Source organism: Georgenia muralis (genome assembly GCF_003814705.1).
In the GTDB taxonomy this organism is placed as follows: domain Bacteria; phylum Actinomycetota; class Actinomycetes; order Actinomycetales; family Actinomycetaceae; genus Georgenia; species Georgenia muralis.
In genome coordinates this window covers 3,288,950-3,306,145 of record NZ_RKRA01000001.1, presented here as the reverse complement: position 1 = coordinate 3,306,145, position 17,196 = coordinate 3,288,950, and the positions used below count along the sequence as shown (strand labels likewise).

At 73.8% G+C, this 17,196-nt stretch carries 15 protein-coding genes; 13 read left to right on the top strand and 2 right to left on the bottom strand.

Going from position 1 to position 17,196, the window contains the following annotated elements:
• Positions 1 to 19: 19 nt before the first annotated feature.
• From aroB to nusB, 6 genes are all read left to right on the top strand, one after another.
• A complete protein-coding gene (gene aroB, locus EDD32_RS20145) occupies positions 20 to 1,738 on the top strand; it encodes a 3-dehydroquinate synthase (RefSeq protein ID WP_123918716.1) in 1,719 nt (572 codons plus the stop codon).
• Between the two features lie 14 nt (positions 1,739 to 1,752).
• Complete coding sequence (locus EDD32_RS14930; protein ID WP_246006156.1) at positions 1,753 to 2,268, top strand: shikimate kinase; 516 nt, start codon at positions 1,753 to 1,755, stop codon at positions 2,266 to 2,268.
• A 297-nt stretch (positions 2,269 to 2,565) separates the two neighbouring features.
• Complete coding sequence (locus tag EDD32_RS14925) at positions 2,566 to 3,276, top strand: hypothetical protein (protein ID WP_211338847.1); 711 nt, start codon at positions 2,566 to 2,568, stop codon at positions 3,274 to 3,276.
• The gene (locus tag EDD32_RS14920; protein ID WP_123918712.1) at positions 3,273 to 3,653 is read left to right on the top strand and encodes a hypothetical protein; all 381 of its coding nucleotides are present in this window, start codon (positions 3,273 to 3,275) and stop codon (positions 3,651 to 3,653) included. Before EDD32_RS14925 ends, EDD32_RS14920 begins: the two co-directional genes overlap by 4 nt.
• A 68-nt stretch (positions 3,654 to 3,721) precedes the next feature.
• Positions 3,722 to 4,282 carry an elongation factor P gene (gene efp / locus EDD32_RS14915; RefSeq protein ID WP_123918710.1) on the top strand — a complete coding sequence of 187 codons (561 nt, stop codon included), beginning with the start codon at positions 3,722 to 3,724 and terminating at the stop codon, positions 4,280 to 4,282.
• A 74-nt stretch (positions 4,283 to 4,356) separates the two neighbouring features.
• Positions 4,357 to 4,782 carry a transcription antitermination factor NusB gene (gene nusB / locus EDD32_RS14910; protein ID WP_123918708.1) on the top strand — a complete coding sequence of 142 codons (426 nt, stop codon included), beginning with the start codon at positions 4,357 to 4,359 and terminating at the stop codon, positions 4,780 to 4,782.
• A gap of 22 nt (positions 4,783 to 4,804) precedes the next feature.
• Here nusB and aroD read toward each other — a convergent pair whose 3' ends face one another.
• Positions 4,805 to 5,578, bottom strand: a complete 774-nt coding sequence (aroD, locus tag EDD32_RS14905; RefSeq protein WP_123918706.1) for a type I 3-dehydroquinate dehydratase — start codon at positions 5,576 to 5,578, stop codon at positions 4,805 to 4,807.
• Positions 5,579 to 5,695: 117 nt separating this feature from the next.
• On the opposite strand from aroD, the gene EDD32_RS14900 reads away from it, so the two are divergent.
• The 7 genes from EDD32_RS14900 (at position 5,696) to pyrF (ending at position 14,815) form a co-directional block, all read left to right on the top strand.
• On the top strand, positions 5,696 to 6,175 hold the full coding sequence (locus tag EDD32_RS14900; RefSeq protein WP_123918704.1) for a CinA family protein: 480 nt from the start codon (positions 5,696 to 5,698) through the stop codon (positions 6,173 to 6,175).
• Between the two features lie 125 nt (positions 6,176 to 6,300).
• Positions 6,301 to 6,852, top strand: a complete 552-nt coding sequence (gene pyrR, locus EDD32_RS14895) for a bifunctional pyr operon transcriptional regulator/uracil phosphoribosyltransferase PyrR (protein WP_123918702.1) — start codon at positions 6,301 to 6,303, stop codon at positions 6,850 to 6,852.
• Entirely contained in the window at positions 6,849 to 7,856 is a 1,008-nt protein-coding gene (locus EDD32_RS14890) for an aspartate carbamoyltransferase catalytic subunit (protein ID WP_123918700.1), read from the top strand. Before pyrR ends, EDD32_RS14890 begins: the two co-directional genes overlap by 4 nt.
• Entirely contained in the window at positions 7,853 to 9,169 is a 1,317-nt protein-coding gene (locus tag EDD32_RS14885) for a dihydroorotase (protein WP_123918698.1), read from the top strand. Before EDD32_RS14890 ends, EDD32_RS14885 begins: the two co-directional genes overlap by 4 nt.
• Positions 9,166 to 10,428: a glutamine-hydrolyzing carbamoyl-phosphate synthase small subunit gene (carA, locus tag EDD32_RS14880; RefSeq protein ID WP_123918691.1), complete on the top strand. Its 1,263-nt coding sequence runs from the start codon at positions 9,166 to 9,168 to the stop codon at positions 10,426 to 10,428. Before EDD32_RS14885 ends, carA begins: the two co-directional genes overlap by 4 nt.
• On the top strand, positions 10,428 to 13,826 hold the full coding sequence (gene carB, locus EDD32_RS14875) for a carbamoyl-phosphate synthase large subunit (protein ID WP_123918689.1): 3,399 nt from the start codon (positions 10,428 to 10,430) through the stop codon (positions 13,824 to 13,826). The genes carA and carB overlap by 1 nt, the downstream gene beginning before the upstream one ends.
• Positions 13,826 to 14,815 carry an orotidine-5'-phosphate decarboxylase gene (gene pyrF, locus EDD32_RS14870; RefSeq protein WP_123918687.1) on the top strand — a complete coding sequence of 330 codons (990 nt, stop codon included), beginning with the start codon at positions 13,826 to 13,828 and terminating at the stop codon, positions 14,813 to 14,815. Before carB ends, pyrF begins: the two co-directional genes overlap by 1 nt.
• Positions 14,816 to 14,906: 91 nt before the next feature.
• On the opposite strand, the gene EDD32_RS14865 is transcribed toward pyrF, so the two are convergent.
• Positions 14,907 to 16,958 (bottom strand): HNH endonuclease signature motif containing protein, encoded by a 2,052-nt coding sequence (locus EDD32_RS14865; protein WP_170175313.1) that lies wholly within the window; start codon positions 16,956 to 16,958, stop codon positions 14,907 to 14,909.
• Positions 16,959 to 17,196 lie beyond the last annotated feature (238 nt).

The following is a 17,196-nucleotide window of genomic DNA, read 5'->3' as shown; positions in this document are numbered from 1 at the left end:
GGCGGTAGCGTTGCGCCTCGTGGCTCACTCCGGAACCGGTCCCCGCCTCATCCTCGTCGGCCCCCCGGGGGCCGGCAAGACCACCGTCGGTGAGCTCGTCGCCGCCACCCTGGGTGTGCCGCTGTGCGACTCCGACGCCGAGGTGGAGCGGCTCGCGGGGACGACCGTCCCGGAGATCTTCCGCACCCGTGGCGAGAGCGAGTTCCGGGTGCTCGAGCACGACGCCGTCACCCGCCTGCTGTCCGAGCACGACGGCGTGCTGGCCCTCGGCGGCGGCGCCGTCCTGCACCCCGGCACCCAGGCGGCCCTCGCCGGGCACCACGTCGTCTTCCTCGACGTCGACGCCGACCACGCCGTGGCCCGGGTTGCCCGTTCAGGTGCCCGCCCCCTCCTCGAGGGCGACCCGGCCGCGCGCTTCGAGGCACTCATGACCGCACGTCGTCCGGTGTACGAACGGGTCGCGACGGCGCGGGTGGGCACCGGCGGACGCACCGCCGAGGACGTCGCCGCCGACGTCCTGCGGACCCTCGTGGCACCGGCGTCGTCAGCCGCACCAGCCACATCACCCGCACCGGCGGCACCCCAGGCACCGGCGTCGTCAGCCGAACCAGCCCCAGGACCCGCACCAGCCTCAGCACCCGCACCGACGGCACCCGCGGCACCGGCCACCCGGATCACGGTCACGGGCGCCGCCCCGTACGACGTCGTCGTCGGCCATGGGCTGGACGGGGAGGTCCTCGACCTCGTCGGCCCCGACGCCTCCCGCGTCCTCCTCGTCCACCCCGCAGCCCTGGCGGGCCGCGCGGAGGCGCTGCGGGCTGAGCTGGCCGCCGCCGGCCGCACGGCCCTGACCCACGAGGTGCCCGACGCCGAGTCCGCGAAGACCCTCGACGTCGTCGCCGGCTGCTGGGACCTGCTGGGGGAGCGGCGTTTCGGTCGCGACGACGCGGTCGTCGCCCTCGGCGGGGGCGCCACGACCGACATGGCCGGCTTCGTGGCCGCGACGTGGCTGCGTGGTATCCGGCTCGTCAACGTGCCGACCACCCTGCTCGGCATGGTCGACGCCGCGGTCGGCGGCAAGACCGGCATCAACACCGCCGCGGGCAAGAACCTCGTCGGGTCCTTCCACCCGCCCGCCGGTGTCGTGTGCGACCTGGACTCCCTCGGGACACTGCCCGCGGTGGACCTGCGCGCCGGCCTCGCCGAGGTCGTCAAGTGCGGCTTCATCGCCGACGAGGAGATCCTCCGCCTGGTCGAGGCCGACGGCGGCGCGGCGGCGCTCCGTCCGGGGTCACCCGTCCTGCGTGAGCTCGTCGAGCGCGCCGTGGCGGTCAAGGCGCGTGTCGTCGGGGCCGACCTGCGCGAGGCCGGTCTGCGCGAGATCCTCAACTACGGCCACACCTTCGCCCACGCGATCGAGCGGACCGAGGGCTACACCTGGCGCCACGGCGACGCCGTCGCCGTGGGGATGGTCTTCGCGGCCGAGCTCGCCCGCGCGGCCGGGCACCTGGACGAGACGGACGTCCGGCGCCACCGCGGGGTGCTCGAGGCGCTGGGCCTACCCACCGCCTACGGCGAGGACCGCTGGCCGGACCTCCTCGACGCGATGGCGAGCGACAAGAAGGTCCGCGGGTCCACCCTGCGCTTCGTCGTGCTCGACGCCGTCGGCCGGCCCACGATCCTGCGCGGCCCGGCCCCGGAGCAGCTCGAGGCCGCATGGGCCGCGGTGCGGGGATGACGTACGGTTCCCCGGTGACCCAGATCCCCACGCTCGTCCTCCTCGGTGCCCCCGGTGCCGGGAAGTCCACGGTCGGCGCGCTCCTCGCCGACCGGCTGGGGGTCGAGCTCCTCGACACCGACGACCTCCTCGCGGCGCGGGTGGGCACGGACGTGGGGGACTACTTCCTCGATGCCGGCGAGGAGCGGTTCCGCGAGGTCGAGGCCGAGGTGGCCGCGGCCGCGCTCGGCCGGCCCGGCGTGGTCGCGCTGGGCGGGGGAGCCGTCCCGGGCGTGGCACAGCGTCTGGAGGCCTACCGCGGCGACGGCGGGACGGTCGTCTTCCTCGACGTCTCGCTCGCGGCGGCGATGCCGCGCGTCGGCCTCAACGCCCCGCGGGCGGTCGTCGTGGGTTCCCCGCGCGCCCAGTACGCCGCCATGGCGAACGCACGCCGGCCCGTCTACGCAGCGGCCGCCGACGCCGTCGTCGACACCTCGTCCCTCAGTCCGACCGAGGTTGCCGAGGCGGTCCTGGCGGTCCTGCGCGGCTGAGGGCGGTCCGTGTGGCCATGGCGCCGCGTCAACCGCGGAGATCGCGGTGCATGGCGGCACGGCAGCTGGTTCGAACAAGGCCGTGGACGCGATGGCGGCGCATCAAGCGATCACCCTTGATCATCGGGGGATGTGCCCTCGGGCCGTCGTCTGCGTGCACCCTCGGTCGGGCGTCGAGCGCGCGCAGCCCGGGGTCCGGTCTGGAGCATGGCGCATCCTGGTCCTGTCCCGAGCACCCACGCATCAATCAAGCCTGAAACCTTGACCTCCTATAGTCTAGCCCCTAGGCTTGATTCCATGTTCGTGCTCACCGCAGACCAGCACGCGAGCAAGGTCCGTGGCGACAAGGTCGCCGCGCTGCTCGACGCGCAGGAGGGGTGGGCACGCGCCCACGCGGACGCCGTCGTGCTGCCCCTCGAACGGACCGTGGGCGACGAGGTCCAGATCGTCCTGTCGGACGCCTCCGCCGCCGTCGACCTGGCGCTGCACCTCATGCGGCTGGGCGAGTGGGCCGTCGGGATCGGCGCCGGTCCGACCGACGCACTGGCGCAGACCTCCCGGGCCAGCTCGGGACCGGCGTTCGTCCACGCCCGTACCGCCGTCGAGCGGGCTCGGGGCCGGGCCGTGCCGGAACCGGTGGTCGTCACCGGCGAGGACGCCGCGGCCGCCGAGCGGGCCACCGCCCTCCTGCAGCTCCTCGCCGCCGTGGTGCGCCGTCGCTCGGCGCCCGGCTGGGAGGTGGCGGACCGGCTCGTGGGCGGGACCCTCCAGAAGGACGTCGCCGCGGCGCTGGGCATCAGCGAGCAGGCGGTGAGCCAGCGCGTGCGCTCGGCCATGATCGAGGAGGAGCGCGCCGCCCGGCCCCTGGCGGCGGAGCTCCTCACCGGCGCCGAGGAGGTGTCCCGGACCGAACCCGCCGCACCGTCCCGGACCGGCGCTGAGACACCCTCCCGGACCGGCGCCGCGGACGACACCGCACGCGTCCCACCCTCGAAGGAGAACAGGTGAGTTCGACCACAGGCCTCCAGGCGGGCGTCGTCCTCGCCGTGCTGCTGCTCTCGGCCCTGCTGGGCCGGGTGATCGTCGGTGCCACCCTGCGGCGCGTGGAGCCGGGGCCGGTCATCCCCGGCGTGCTCCGCGGGGGCACCTGGATCGGCATGCTCGAGCGCTTCGCGATCACCGGCGGTGTCCTGGCCGGCTACCCCGAGACGGTCGCCGTCGTGCTCGCCGTCAAGGGGCTCGGCCGCTACCCCGAGCTGCGTGAGGCCCACCCCGACAAGCGCAGCCCCGCCGCGGAACGGTTCATCATCGGCACGCTGGCGAGCTACATCTGGGCCGCCCTCCTCGGCGTCGTCGGCGTGCTGGTGCTCGGCGCGGTATCCTGACCGGCGCTGCCCGGCGCCCGGCGACCGGTGGCGCGACCAGCACTCGACGACAGGAACGGCAGAGAAACGTGGCGACGACGAACGACCTGAAGAACGGCCTCGTGCTCAACATCGACGGACAGCTCTGGCAGGTCGTCGAGTTCCAGCACGTCAAGCCGGGCAAGGGCCCCGCCTTCGTCCGCACCAAGCTCAAGAACGTCATGTCGGGCAAGACCGTCGACAAGACCTTCAACGCGGGCATCAAGGTCGAGACCGCGACGGTCGACCGCCGCGACATGCAGTTCCTGTACAAGGACGGCACCGACTTCGTCTTCATGGACTCCGAGACGTACGAGCAGATCCACGTCCCGGCCGAGACGGTCGGCGACGCCGCGAACTTCCTCCTGGAGAACCAGGAGGCCATCGTCGCCACGCACGAGGGCACGGTGCTCTTCGTCGAGCTGCCCGCCTCGGTCGTCCTCGAGATCACCTACACCGAGCCGGGTCTCCAGGGCGACCGCTCCTCGGCCGGCACCAAGCCCGCCACCGTGGAGACCGGCTACGAGATCCAGGTCCCGCTGTTCCTCGAGATCGGCACCAAGGTCAAGGTGGACACCCGCTCGGGCGACTACCTCGGTCGCGTCAGCTGACCGGCCGCCCGGGCCGACCGGGCTGATCGCGACCACACGCACGACCAGGAGCACGAGCACCAGAGAGGACCTCCGTGGCCGCACGCACCAAGGCCCGACGCCGGGCGTTGGACGTCCTGTTCGAGGCCGACCAGAAGGGCCGTGGTGACACGGCCGACGACCTGCTCGCCCTGCTGGAGGAGCGCAAGCAGATCACGGTCGCGCAGGGCCCGTTCCCGCCGTACGCGGCGGAGATCGTCACCGGTGTCGCCGCCCACGGCGGGGAGATCGACGAGCTGCTGCGCACCTACTCCCAGGGCTGGTCGCTCGAGCGGATGGCGGCGGTCGACCGGGCCATCCTCCGCCTGGGCGCGTGGGAGCTCCTCTACAACGACGACGTCCCCGACGCGGTCGCCGTCGACGAGGCGGTCAACCTCGCCACCGAGCTGTCCACGGACGAGTCCCCGTCGTTTGTCAACGGGCTGCTCGCACGGCTCATGGAGATCAAGCCCACCCTCTGAGCTCGGCTGGCGCCCCGTAGCCTTACCCGCCGCCGAGGACTCGCAGGACCCGGCTCAGCTCGCCCACCGGCACCTGGCCGGGTGCCGACGCCGCGCCGACGCTCCCGAAGGTGGCGGCCGAGCCGAACACCCCGCCCACGAGCCGCGAGGCCACACCCACCTGGCCCATCGCCATGGTGATGAGCGGGCGGTCCGTGCGACGGCTCATGGTCCACGTGGCGTCGAGCAGGGTCAGCACGTCCCCGGCGTCCCGGGGTGTCGCGGCGAGCTTGGCGACGTCCGCGCCGAGCTCGACCATCCGGCCCAGGCGGTCGAGGATCTCCTGCGTCGCCGGGGTGCCGGCGAAGTCGTGGGTGGACATGACGACGGCGACACCCGCCTCGTGGGCGGCCGCGACCACCCGCCGCACCTGCTGCTCGTCCCGGAACAGCTCGACGTCGACGGCATCGACGACGCCCGACCGGGCGAGCGCGATCGTGAGGTCGGCGTAGTCCTCGTCGGCGATCGCCGCGGCACCGCCCTCCTCGGCGGTGCGGAAGGTGAAGAGCACGGGCAGGTCGCCGGCCTCGGCGGCGACGAGCCGTCCGGCCGCGAGCACGTCGGCCGCGAGCACGTCGGGCCCGGCCACCCGGGTCAGGTGGTCCGCCCGCCACTCCACGACGTCGACGACGCCGGCGACGGCCCGCACCGCGCGCAGCTCCTCGACGAGGGTCGCGGCGTCGGCACCGGTGATCGGGACGATCACCTTCGTCGGGTCCTCGCCGAGGACGACGTTCTTGAGTCGGACCGTGCGCACCGTGCTCCTCCGCCGCTGGGCCGGACGTCCCGGCCCGCCGAGCGTATCGGCGGGGCGGGTCCCGGGAGGGGACGTCCACCGTGCAGGCCGCCGGGCGCCCGGGCATCATCTGGCTCCATGACCACGCTCATCGACGGCGCGCAGCCGCTCCTCGACGACATCGCCGCCCGGGCGCGGACCTCGGGGGTGAGGGTCGCGGTGGCCGAGTCCCTCACGGCCGGGCTCCTGGCCACCCAGCTCGGCGCCGCCGAGGGGGCGTCCACCTGGTTCGCCGGCGGCGTGGTGTCCTACCTCGACGAGGTCAAGTTCACGGTCCTGGGCGTGGACCCGGGCCCGGTGGTCACGGCGCGGTGCGCGGAGCAGATGGCCGACGGCGTCGCCCGCCTCACCGGTGCCGACGTCACGGTCTCGGTCACGGGCGTCGGCGGTCCGGGGCCGCAGGAGGGACGGCCCGCCGGCACGGTGTTCGTCGGCGGGCACCTGCGCGGCACGGCCCGTCACGAGGAGCACCACCTGCCGGGCGACCCCGAGGACGTCCTCACCGGCACGGTGCTGCGCGCGCTGGAGATGCTGCGGCGTCTGCTCGACGAGGCCTGAGGCGTGAGCGTCGCCACGGCGCCGACCCGCGGACAGCGCGAGGACCGCCCCGGGCCAGGGCGTACCATCGGCGCTGTCCGACATCCTTTAACACCCGTCCCGTGAGGCGGGGAAGGAGGTCCATCGTGACCAGCACGCCCCGACAGGTCCTTTCCGACGCCGACGTCTCCCGGTCCCTCACCCGGATCGCGCACGAGATCCTCGAACGCAACCACGGCAGCGACGACGTCGTCGTCCTGGGCATCCCGACCCGCGGCGTACCGCTCGCCGAGCGCGTCGCCCGACGCATGGCCGGCACCGAGGGCGGCCGGGAGATCCCGGTCGGGTCCCTCGACATCACCATGTACCGCGACGACCTGCGGTCCCACCCCACCCGGCCGCTGGGCCCGACGTCGCTCCCGGCGGGCGGGATCGACGACAAGGTCGTCGTCCTCGTCGACGACGTCCTGTTCTCCGGCCGGACGGTCCGCGCCGCCCTGGACGCCCTCCAGGACCTCGGGCGCCCCCGGGCCGTCCAGCTCGCCGTCCTCGTCGACCGCGGCCACCGCGAGCTGCCCATCCGCGCCGACTACGTGGGGAAGAACCTGCCCACCGCCCGCAGCGAGCGGGTGAGCGTGCAGCTGTCGGAGATCGACGGCGCCGCCGACGCCGTGACGATCGCGGGGGAGGCACGATGAGGCACCTCCTCTCCGCCGCCGACCTCGACCACGACGCGGCCGTCGGCGTCCTCGACACCGCCGAGGCGATGGCCGCCACCCAGGGCCGGACGATGAAGAAGCTGCCCACCCTGCGCGGGCGGACGGTCGTCAACCTCTTCTTCGAGGACTCCACCCGCACGCGGATCTCCTTCGAGGCGGCCGCCAAGCGCCTGAGCGCCGACGTCATCAACTTCTCCGCCAAGGGCTCCTCGGTGTCCAAGGGCGAGTCCCTCAAGGACACCGCCCAGACCCTGCAGGCGATGGGCGCCGACGGCGTCGTCATCCGCCACCAGGCCTCCGGCGCCCCGCACCGGCTCGCCCACTCGGGCTGGATCGACGTCCCCGTCCTCAACGCCGGCGACGGCACGCACCAGCACCCCACCCAGGCCCTGCTCGACGCGTTCACCCTGCGCCGCCACCTCCACGCCCGCGGCGTCATCACCGCGTGGCGGGTCGCCGGCGCCACCCCCGCCCCGACCGGCTCCGACCTCGCCGGGACGTCGGTCGTCATCGTCGGCGACGTCCTCCACTCCCGCGTCGCCCGGTCGAACGTCCAGCTCCTCTCCACCCTGGGGGCCAGGGTCACCCTCGTCGGCCCGCCCACCCTGCTCCCGGTCGGCATCGACGGCTGGCCCGCGACGGTCCGCTACGACCTCGACGAGGCCGTCGAGGCCGACGCCCCCGACGCGGTGATGATGCTGCGCGTCCAGCGCGAGCGGATGTCCAGCGCCGGCGGCGGGTTCTTCCCCTCGCCGCAGGAGTACCACCGCCGCTACGGCCTGGACGGCCCGCGGCTGCGCGCCCTGCCCGAGCACGCCATCGTCATGCACCCGGGACCGATGAACCGCGGCCTGGAGATCAGCGCCGAGGCCGCCGACTCCCCGCGCTCGACCATCGTCGAGCAGGTCGCGAACGGCGTCTCGGTCCGCATGGCCGTGCTGTACCTGCTCCTGTCCGGGGGCACCGACGGAGGGATCTCATGACCGACCACCTCGTCCGCGGCGCACGCCTGCTCGGCGGCGACCCGGCCGACCTGCTCCTGCGCGGGGGCCGCATCGCCGCCGTCGGCGCCGACGCCTCCCGTGCGGCCGGGCGCGACGCCGTCGTCGTCGACGCCGACGGCCTGGTCGCACTGCCCGGCCTGGTCGACCTGCACACCCACCTGCGCGAACCGGGCCGGGAGGACACCGAGACGGTCGCGACCGGGACCCGTGCCGCGGCGCTGGGCGGCTTCACGGCGGTGCACGCCATGGCCAACACCTCCCCGGTCGCGGACACCGCCGGCGTCGTCGAGCAGGTGTGGAACCTCGGCCGCGAGGCCGGCTGGGTCGACGTCCACCCCGTCGGTGCCGTCTCCGTCGGCCTCGAGGGCAAGGTCCTGGCCGAGCTCGGGGCCATGGCCCAGTCCGCCGCCCGCGTGCGGGTGTTCTCCGACGACGGCCGGTGCGTCGCGGACCCCGTGCTCATGCGGCGCGCCCTGGAGTACGTCAAGGGCCTCGACGGCGTCATCGCCCAGCACGCCCAGGAGCCGCGCCTGACCGAGGGCGCCCAGATGCACGAGGGCGCGGTCTCGGCCGAGCTCGGCCTCGCCGGCTGGCCGGCGGTGGCGGAGGAGTCGATCATCGCCCGGGACGTCCTCCTCGCCGAGCACGTCGGCTCCCGGCTCCACGTGCTGCACCTGTCCACCGCCGGCTCGGTCGACATCGTCCGGTGGGCCAAGGCCCGCGGCATCGCGGTGACGGCGGAGGTCACCCCGCACCACCTGCTCCTCACCGACGAGCTCGCCCGCAGCTACGACCCGCTGTTCAAGGTCAACCCGCCGCTGCGCACCGCCGAGGACGTCGAGGCGGTCCGGGCAGGCCTGGCCGACGGCACCATCGACACCGTCGGCACCGACCACGCCCCGCACGCGGCCGAGGACAAGGACTGCGAGTGGGCGGCCGGGGCCTTCGGCATGACCGGCCTGGAGACCGCCCTGTCGGTGGTCCAGGAGGTCATGGTGGACAGCGGCCGGCTGACCTGGGCCGACGTCGCGCGCGTCATGTCCGAGGCGCCGGCCCGGATCGGCCGTGTCACCGGCCACGGCCGGCCCCTCGCCGTCGGCGAGCCGGCCAACCTCACCCTGGTCGACCCCGCCGCGCGCCGGGTCGTCGACCCGGCCGCCCAGGCCACCCGCAGCCGCAACACCCCTTGTGCCGGCCGGGAGCTCCCCGGTCGGGTGGTCGCGACGTTCCTGCGGGGACGTCCCACCGTTGTCGACGGCGCCCCCGTGGCGCGTGAGGAGGCAGGCGCATGAGCGCCCCCACCAGCCAGGCGTCCGGCACCGCCCCCCGCGGCGCCCTGCGCGAGCCCGCGCTCATCGTCCTCGAGGACGGTCTCGTCCTGCGCGGCAGCGCCTACGCCGCCACCGGCCGCACGGTCGGCGAGATCGTCTTCTCCACCGGGATGACCGGATACCAGGAGACCCTCACCGACCCCTCCTACCACCGCCAGATCGTCGTCATGACCGCCCCGCACATCGGCAACACCGGCGTCAACGACGAGGACCCGGAGTCGCACCGGATCTGGGTGGCCGGCTTCGTCGTGCGCGACGCCGCCCGCCGCGCCTCGTCGTGGCGCTCCCAGCGCGAGCTGGAGGACGAGCTCGCCGAGCAGGGCGTCGTGGGGATCTGCGACGTCGACACCCGGGCCCTGACCCGGCACCTGCGCGAACGCGGGGTCATGCGCGCCGGCATCTTCTCCGGCGCAGCCCTGCCCGCGGGCGCCGAGAACCTCACCGAGCAGGCCACCGAGGTGCTCCTCGACGTCGTCCGCGAGTCCCCGGAGATGCTCGGCGCCGACCTGGCGCGCGAGGTCAGCACCGAGGCCGCGTACACCGTCGAGCCCACCGACGACCACGCCGGCGACCCGGTCGCGACCGTCGTCGCCGTCGACCTCGGCATCAAGTCCCGCACCCCGCAGCAGCTCGCCGCGCGGGGGGTACGGGTCCACGTGGTCCCGCAGTCGGTCACCCTCGCCGAGGTCCTGGCCCTGAAGCCCGACGGGGTGTTCTTCTCCAACGGCCCCGGCGACCCCGAGGCCGCCACCCACGAGGTGGACCTCCTGCGCGGCGTCCTCGACGCCGGGCTGCCGTTCTTCGGCATCTGCTTCGGCAACCAGCTCCTCGGCCGGGCGCTCGGGTACGGCACGTACAAGCTCGAGTACGGCCACCGCGGGGTCAACCAGCCGGTCCTGGACCGCGAGACCGGCAAGGTGGAGATCACCGCGCACAACCACGGCTTCGCCGTCGACGCCCCCATCGGCGAGCCGTCCACCGCCCCCTTCGAGGGTGGGCGGTACGGCCGCGTGGAGGTCTCGCACGTGGGTCTCAACGACAACGTCGTGGAGGGCCTGCGCGCCATGGACATCCCCGCCTTCTCGGTGCAGTACCACCCCGAGGCGGCGGCCGGCCCGCACGACGCGGAGCACCTCTTCGACCGGTTCGTCCGGCTCATGCACGACCACCCCCGCACCGGCGCCGCCGGCGGCCCCACCGACGAGAGCGAGAACAGCTGATGCCCCGGCGCACCGACATCGCCAGCGTCATGGTGATCGGCTCCGGGCCGATCGTCATCGGCCAGGCCGCCGAGTTCGACTACTCCGGCACCCAGGCCGTGCGGGTGCTGCGCGAGGAGGGCATGCGGGTCATCCTCGTCAACTCCAACCCGGCCACGATCATGACCGACCCGGAGATGGCCGACGCCACGTACGTCGAGCCCATCACCCCTGAGGTCGTCGCCACGATCATCGCCAAGGAGCGTCCCGACGCCCTGCTGCCGACCCTGGGCGGGCAGACGGCCCTCAACACGGCCATCGCCCTGCACGAGGCCGGTGTGCTGGATGAGTTCGGCGTCGAGCTCATCGGCGCGTCCATCGACGCGATCAACCTCGCCGAGGACCGGGAGGCGTTCAAGGGCGTCGTCGAGCGGTGCGGGGCGGAGAGCGCCCGGTCGGTCATCACGCACAGCCTCGAGGAGTGCCACGCCGCCGCGGAGGAGCTGGGCTACCCGCTCGTCGTGCGGCCCTCCTTCACCATGGGGGGCCTCGGCTCCGGCATCGCGTACACGCCCGAGGACCTCACCCGGATCGCCGGCGCGGGCCTGCACTACTCGCCCACCACCGAGGTGCTGCTCGAGGAGTCCATCCTCGGCTGGAAGGAGTTCGAGCTCGAGCTCATGCGCGACAAGGCGGACAACGTCGTGGTCGTGTGCTCGATCGAGAACGTCGACCCCGTCGGCGTGCACACCGGCGACTCGATCACCGTCGCGCCGGCCCTGACGCTCACCGACCGCGAGTACCAGAGGCTGCGCGACGTCGGCATCGCCATCATCCGCGAGGTCGGTGTCGACACCGGCGGCTGCAACGTCCAGTTCGCGGTCGACCCGGCGACGGGGCGCGTCGTCGTCATCGAGATGAACCCGCGCGTCTCGCGCTCCTCGGCGCTGGCGTCGAAGGCGACCGGGTTCCCCATCGCCAAGATCGCCGCCCGCCTCGCCGTGGGCTACACCCTCGACGAGATCCCCAACGACATCACCGGCTCCACCCCGGCCAGCTTCGAGCCCACGCTCGACTACGTCGTCGTCAAGGTCCCGCGGTTCGCGTTCGAGAAGTTCCCTGCCGCCGACCCCACCCTCACCACGACCATGAAGTCGGTGGGGGAGGCGATGGCGATGGGCCGCAACTTCACCGAGGCCCTGCAGAAGGCGCAGCGCTCGATCGACAAGCGCGGCACGAGCTTCCACTGGGACGGCCCGGCCCCCGACGCGGAGACGACGGCGGCCCTCCTGGAGTCGGTGCGCACCCCCACCGAGACGCGCCTGGTCGACGTCCAGCAGGCGCTGCGCGGCGGCGCCACCGTCGAGGAGGTGTTCGAGGCGACGGCGATCGACCCGTGGTTCCTCGACCAGCTCGTCCTCATCGAGGAGGTCGCCGAGGCGGTGCGCACCGCGCCGGCCCTCACCGAGCAGGTGCTGCGCCTGGCCAAGCGCAACGGCTTCTCCGACCTGCAGATCGGCCGGCTGCGCGGGCTGGGGGAGGAGGCGGTGCGCGAGGTGCGCCACGCCTACGGACTGCGCCCGGTGTACAAGACGGTCGACACCTGCGCCGCCGAGTTCGCCGCACGCACCCCGTACCACTACTCGGCGTACGACCTCGAGACCGAGGTCGCCCCGCGCGAGCGCGAGGCCGTGATCATCCTGGGCTCCGGGCCGAACCGCATCGGGCAGGGCATCGAGTTCGACTACTCCTGCGTCCACGCCGCCCTGGCGCTGGCGGAGAAGTACGAGACCGTGATGGTCAACTGCAACCCGGAGACCGTCTCGACGGACTACGACATCTCCGACCGGCTCTACTTCGAGCCGCTGACGTTCGAGGACGTCCTGGAGATCTACCACGCCGAGCTCGCCGCCGGTCCCGTGGCCGGCGTCGTGGTCCAGCTGGGCGGTCAGACCCCGCTGTCGCTGGCCCAGCGCCTCGCCGACGCGGGGGTGCCCATCATGGGCACCTCGCCGGAGTCGATCGACCTCGCCGAGGACCGCGGGGCATTCGGCGCGGTGCTGGGACGGGCCGGGCTGCCGGCGCCGGCGTTCGGGACCGCGACCTCGCCCGAGCAGGCCCTCGAGGTTGCCGCGTCCATCGGCTTCCCCGTCCTCGTGCGCCCGAGCTACGTCCTGGGCGGTCGGGGGATGGAGATCGTGTACGACGAGCCGGGGCTGCGGGACTACATCGCGCGCTCGGCCGTCGAGGCCGGTGACGCCACCCGGCGGGTGGCCCCCCTGCTCATCGACCGCTTCCTCGACGACGCCATCGAGATCGACGTCGACGCGCTCTACGACGGCACCGAGCTCTACCTCGGCGGGGTCATGGAGCACATCGAGGAGGCGGGCATCCACTCCGGCGACTCCGCGTGCGTCCTGCCCCCCGTGACGCTCTCCCAGACGGAGATCGCCCGGATCCGCCGTTCCACCGAGGCGATCGCGGAGGGCGTGGGCGTGCGCGGCCTCATCAACATCCAGTTCGCGCTCGTCTCCGACGTCCTCTACGTCATCGAGGCGAACCCGCGGGCGTCGAGGACGGTGCCCTTCGTCGCCAAGGCCACCGGCGTCCCGCTGGCCAAGGCCGCGTCGCTGGTCATGGCGGGGGAGAGCATCGCCTCGCTGCGCGAGCGGGGGATCCTGCCCGTCGACGACGGCGGGGTGCTCGACCTCGACTCGCCCATGGCGGTCAAGGAGGCCGTGCTGCCGTTCAAGCGGTTCGCCACCGCCCGCGGGACGATCGTGGACACCCTCCTCGGGCCCGAGATGCGCTCGACGGGCGAGGTCATGGGCTTCGACGTGGACTTCCCGCGCGCGTTCGCCAAGTCCCAGTCCGCGGCGTACGGCGGTCTGCCGACGACGGGGCGGGTGTTCGTCTCGGTCGCGGACAGGGACAAGCGATCGATCATCTTCCCGGTCAACCGGCTGGTCGAGCTGGGCTTCGAGATCCTCGCGACCGAGGGCACGGCCGGGGTGCTGCGCCGCTACGGCATCCACGCCACCGTGGTGCGCAAGGCGTCCCAGGGCCGCGGTCCCGGGGGTGAGCCGACGATCATCGACCTCATCTCCGACGGCGACGTCGACATGGTCATCAACACACCCAGCGGTCAGGGCGCGCGAGCGGACGGCTACGAGATCCGCGCGGCCACGACCGCGGCCGACAAGCCCATCATCACCACCGTCCAGGAGTTCGGCGCCGCCGTGCTCGCGGTGGAGGCCCTGACGGCCGGGCCGTTCCGGGTCCGCAGCCTCCAGGACCACGACGCCGCCCGTCTCGTCCGCCGTGAGGCCGCGGCGTCAGCGTCGGCGGCGCTGGTCGGCGCGGCAGCCGCCGTCATGTCGGCCCCCGCCGGCTCGGCCACCGCGACCGGGGTGCACTGATGGCGCCATCCGCGCCTGTCCTGTCCGGCCGGCAGCCGGTGCCGTTCGGCGCCCGGCTCGCCGAGGCGATGGCCGAACACGGTCCCGTCTGCGTCGGCATCGACCCGCATCCCGCACTTCTTCGCGCCTGGGGACTCGGTGACGACGTGGAGGGGCTTCGCCGCTTCTCGCTCGGAGTGGTCGAGGCGCTCGGTGGCCGCGTCGCTGCTCTCAAGCCGCAGTCGGCGTTCTTCGAGCGGCACGGCTCGGCGGGCGTCGCCGTCCTGGAGGAGGTCCTGGCAGCCGCCGCGGCGGCCGGCACCCTCACCGTCCTCGACGTCAAACGGGGCGACATCGGATCGACGATGGCCGGCTACGCCGACGCCTATCTGCGCGACGGCTCCTCCCTGGCGGCGGACGCCGTCACGCTCTCGCCCTACCTCGGGTTCGGATCGCTGCGCCCGGCCCTCGATCTCGCCCGGCAGACCGGCCGGGGCATCTTCGTCCTGGCGCTGACGTCCAACCCGGAGGGTGCCTCCATCCAGCACGCGCTCGACGGTGGTGTCGCCGTGGCTGCGCGGATCGCCGAGGGCGCGGCGGTCGAGAACGCGGCGGTCGAGCACCCGACGGTCGAGCACGCGCCACTCGAACACCCGACGGTCGAGAGCCCGGCTGCTGCTGCCGCGGGTGACCCGGCACCCACCGACGTTGCCTCGACCGACGCGGCCGCGCGGCTGGGCTCGGTGGGTCTGGTCGTGGGCGCGACCACGGGTTCGGCAGTTGCTGACCTGGGCATCGACCTCACCCGGATGGGCGGGGCCATCTTGGCCCCGGGTGTCGGTGCCCAGGGGGCCGGTGCGCGAGAGCTTGCGGAGGTGTTCGGACCCGCACGCCGCCAGGTTCTCGCCTCGACGTCGCGCGCGGTCCTGGCGGCCGGTCCAGAAGCCGCTTCGCTGCGTTCGGCGCTTGCCGCGACGGTCGACCAGGCGCGCGAGGCGCTTCAGGGTTGAGCCGCCCGCGAGGCTCGCCGGTACGCCGGTACGCCGGTACGCCGGTACGCCGGTACGCGAGCGTCGCACCGCCGGCGTCGGGCCGGGCTCATCAGAACGGCGGGTCGAGGGTCTTGGTGTAGCGGGGGTCGAGCATGGTGTTGCCGTCCCAGGGGCCACTGTCCCACAGGTCTGGCTGTGCGTGGTGGGTCCGTGCCGAGGTTCGCCCACTCCGCTCGCGCCGCTCTCGCCCGGTCGGGTGGTCTGTGGGCGTGGTCGTTCCGGGTCTCGGCGGCCCGTCGGGCCTGGCCGGCGGCGCGCTGCCAGGTCGCCGGGTCTGGGGCGGGCTCGCCAGCACGGCCCGCGTCCGGTCCGGCGTGTCCGGCGCCGCCCTGGCTCCCTTCGCAGGTTCCGGCGCCGACCGGCTTTCATCGGGCGCACCCGGGTAGGACTTGCCGGCCGTCGCGGGCGGTGACCCGCGGGTGCTGTCGACGACCATTCGCCCCTGAACCGGGGGGTCGCCCGTGCGGGGCGGCGAGCCAGGTCCACCCCCACCGACGTCGGCGGCGGCGCCCGCGTCGGTGCCGGTCGCGGCGTCCGGGATCGCGCCGGAAGAGCCGAGTGAAGGCCGCTGCGCCGTTGGCGGCCGGGCGCCAGTCAGGGCCGGGGGCCACGATGCGAGGAGGACCGCTTCCGGGCCGTCCGCGGTGCAGCGCGGCGGGCTCAGCCCGTCACCGGCGTCCCGCCGCCGCCCAGCGGTCCTCGGGTGCCGTCGGGTGGTACCGATAGGGCGGCCGTCACGGTGGTGGAAGTCGTACCCGTCGGCCAGGATCGTCACACTCACGTGCTCGTTGTGGATGCGGTGATGGTGGAAGCTGCACACCGTCAGCCCCAGCTCGACCGAGGTCGGCCCACCCCGGGAGTACCACCACAGGTGATGGACCTCGCACCACGACGCCCGGATCGCGCACCCCGGCCACTGACAGTGACGATCCCGTGTCGTCACCGCCCGACGCAGCTCCTTGGCGTAGGTGCGCTGGGTCTGGCCCACGTCCAACGGCACCCCCGTCGCGTCCACGACCATCCGGGTGACTTCGCAGTCACACATCAACCGCTCCAACTCACCCAACGGGATCACCGTGCCGTCCTCGAGCTCACCGGGATCGACATCGGGCAGCGCGGCCACCGCTGGCACCGGACCGGTGGCGCCCGGCGCGGTGGCATCCGGGCCGGTGACGCCCGGGCCGGTGACGCGCGGGCCGGTGACGCGTGGGCCGGGCCGGCCCGAGACGAACGTGCAACCGATTTCGGGCCGGGCCGCACCGGTGAGCCCGAACCCCGCCCCGGCGGAGGTCTCCCCGGCGCCGGCGCCTCCACCGCCCGCGTCACCTCCGGCGTTTCCGCACACGGAGCCGTCCTGGCCGGTGCCCGCCTGCTGCTGGCGCCACAGCCGAAGCGCCGCCCACGTCCGGTCCTGGACCAACAGCGCCAGGTGCGGGCGGACCTGCGCCCCGGTCAGATCGTTCCCGACCTGCAGGACCCGCCCAGCCATCATCACCAGCGCGTCAGCCCACCGCTGCTCACGCGAGCGCGTGTCGTCCTTCGCCGGGGTCCCGACCACCGCGTCCAACGCCGTCTCGACGATCGCCGCCCCGACATCATCGAGGAACCACTCACCCCTCCGACCCCCACCCGCGACCCCGCTCGTGGTGACCTTGCGGCGCCGCCACACCGCCGTATAGCTCTCCTGCGCCGCCTGCGCATCGATCCGCGCCGCGACCTTGCGCGCCTCCCGTCCCAGCTCCGGCGCTGACAGCGACTTGCCGCGCTCGACCAGATCCGCCACCACCGCACCCGTCAAGGACTCCTTGACCTCCCGCGACCCGCCCGCCCGCACCCGCGCCAACACCCTCGCGTGCTCCAACGTCAACTCACCGCCCGCGACTGCCGCGGCGACCTCGGGCATCAGCTCCAACCCCTCCGCGACCTGAAGCTCACCCAGCGCTGCGCCCCGCCCGGCGCCGGTGACCCGCGCCCGCCAGTCCGGGAAGTCCCGGTCCCGCCCGGACGACCACGACCCACCCTGCCGGTGCGCCAGCAGCACCTCACCGCGGTAGACCGTCAACTCCCGCAGGGCCGCGTCCAGCCCCTCGATCACCGCCACCCGCTCACCATCAGACCACTCCGCCGCACCCGACCCCGCCGCCCCCGCGCGCAGCCCCGCGACCGCCGACCGCACCCCCACCACCAACCCCAACGGCGACGCCGAACAGCTCTCCGCCGACACCACCGACGGCGACGCCGGTGATCCCGACCCCACCGACACCGACCCCGCCGGCGACACGGGCGGTGCCTGCGCCGCCATCACACCCTCCGCCACCAGGACCACCCCCTCTTGCCGA

Bases quoted from the DNA above. Each gene is read 5' to 3' on its own strand.
- EDD32_RS14925 (WP_211338847.1), top strand. From the start codon at position 2,566: ATGTTCGTGCTCACCGCAGACCAGCACGCGAGCAAGGTCCGTGGCGAC.
- EDD32_RS14900 (WP_123918704.1), top strand. From the start codon at position 5,696: ATGACCACGCTCATCGACGGCGCGCAGCCGCTCCTCGACGACATCGCC.
- EDD32_RS14890 (WP_123918700.1), top strand. From the start codon at position 6,849: ATGAGGCACCTCCTCTCCGCCGCCGACCTCGACCACGACGCGGCCGTC.
- EDD32_RS14885 (WP_123918698.1), top strand. From the start codon at position 7,853: ATGACCGACCACCTCGTCCGCGGCGCACGCCTGCTCGGCGGCGACCCG.
- carA (WP_123918691.1), top strand. From the start codon at position 9,166: ATGAGCGCCCCCACCAGCCAGGCGTCCGGCACCGCCCCCCGCGGCGCC.
- carB (WP_123918689.1), top strand. From the start codon at position 10,428: ATGCCCCGGCGCACCGACATCGCCAGCGTCATGGTGATCGGCTCCGGG.
- pyrF (WP_123918687.1), top strand. From the start codon at position 13,826: ATGGCGCCATCCGCGCCTGTCCTGTCCGGCCGGCAGCCGGTGCCGTTC.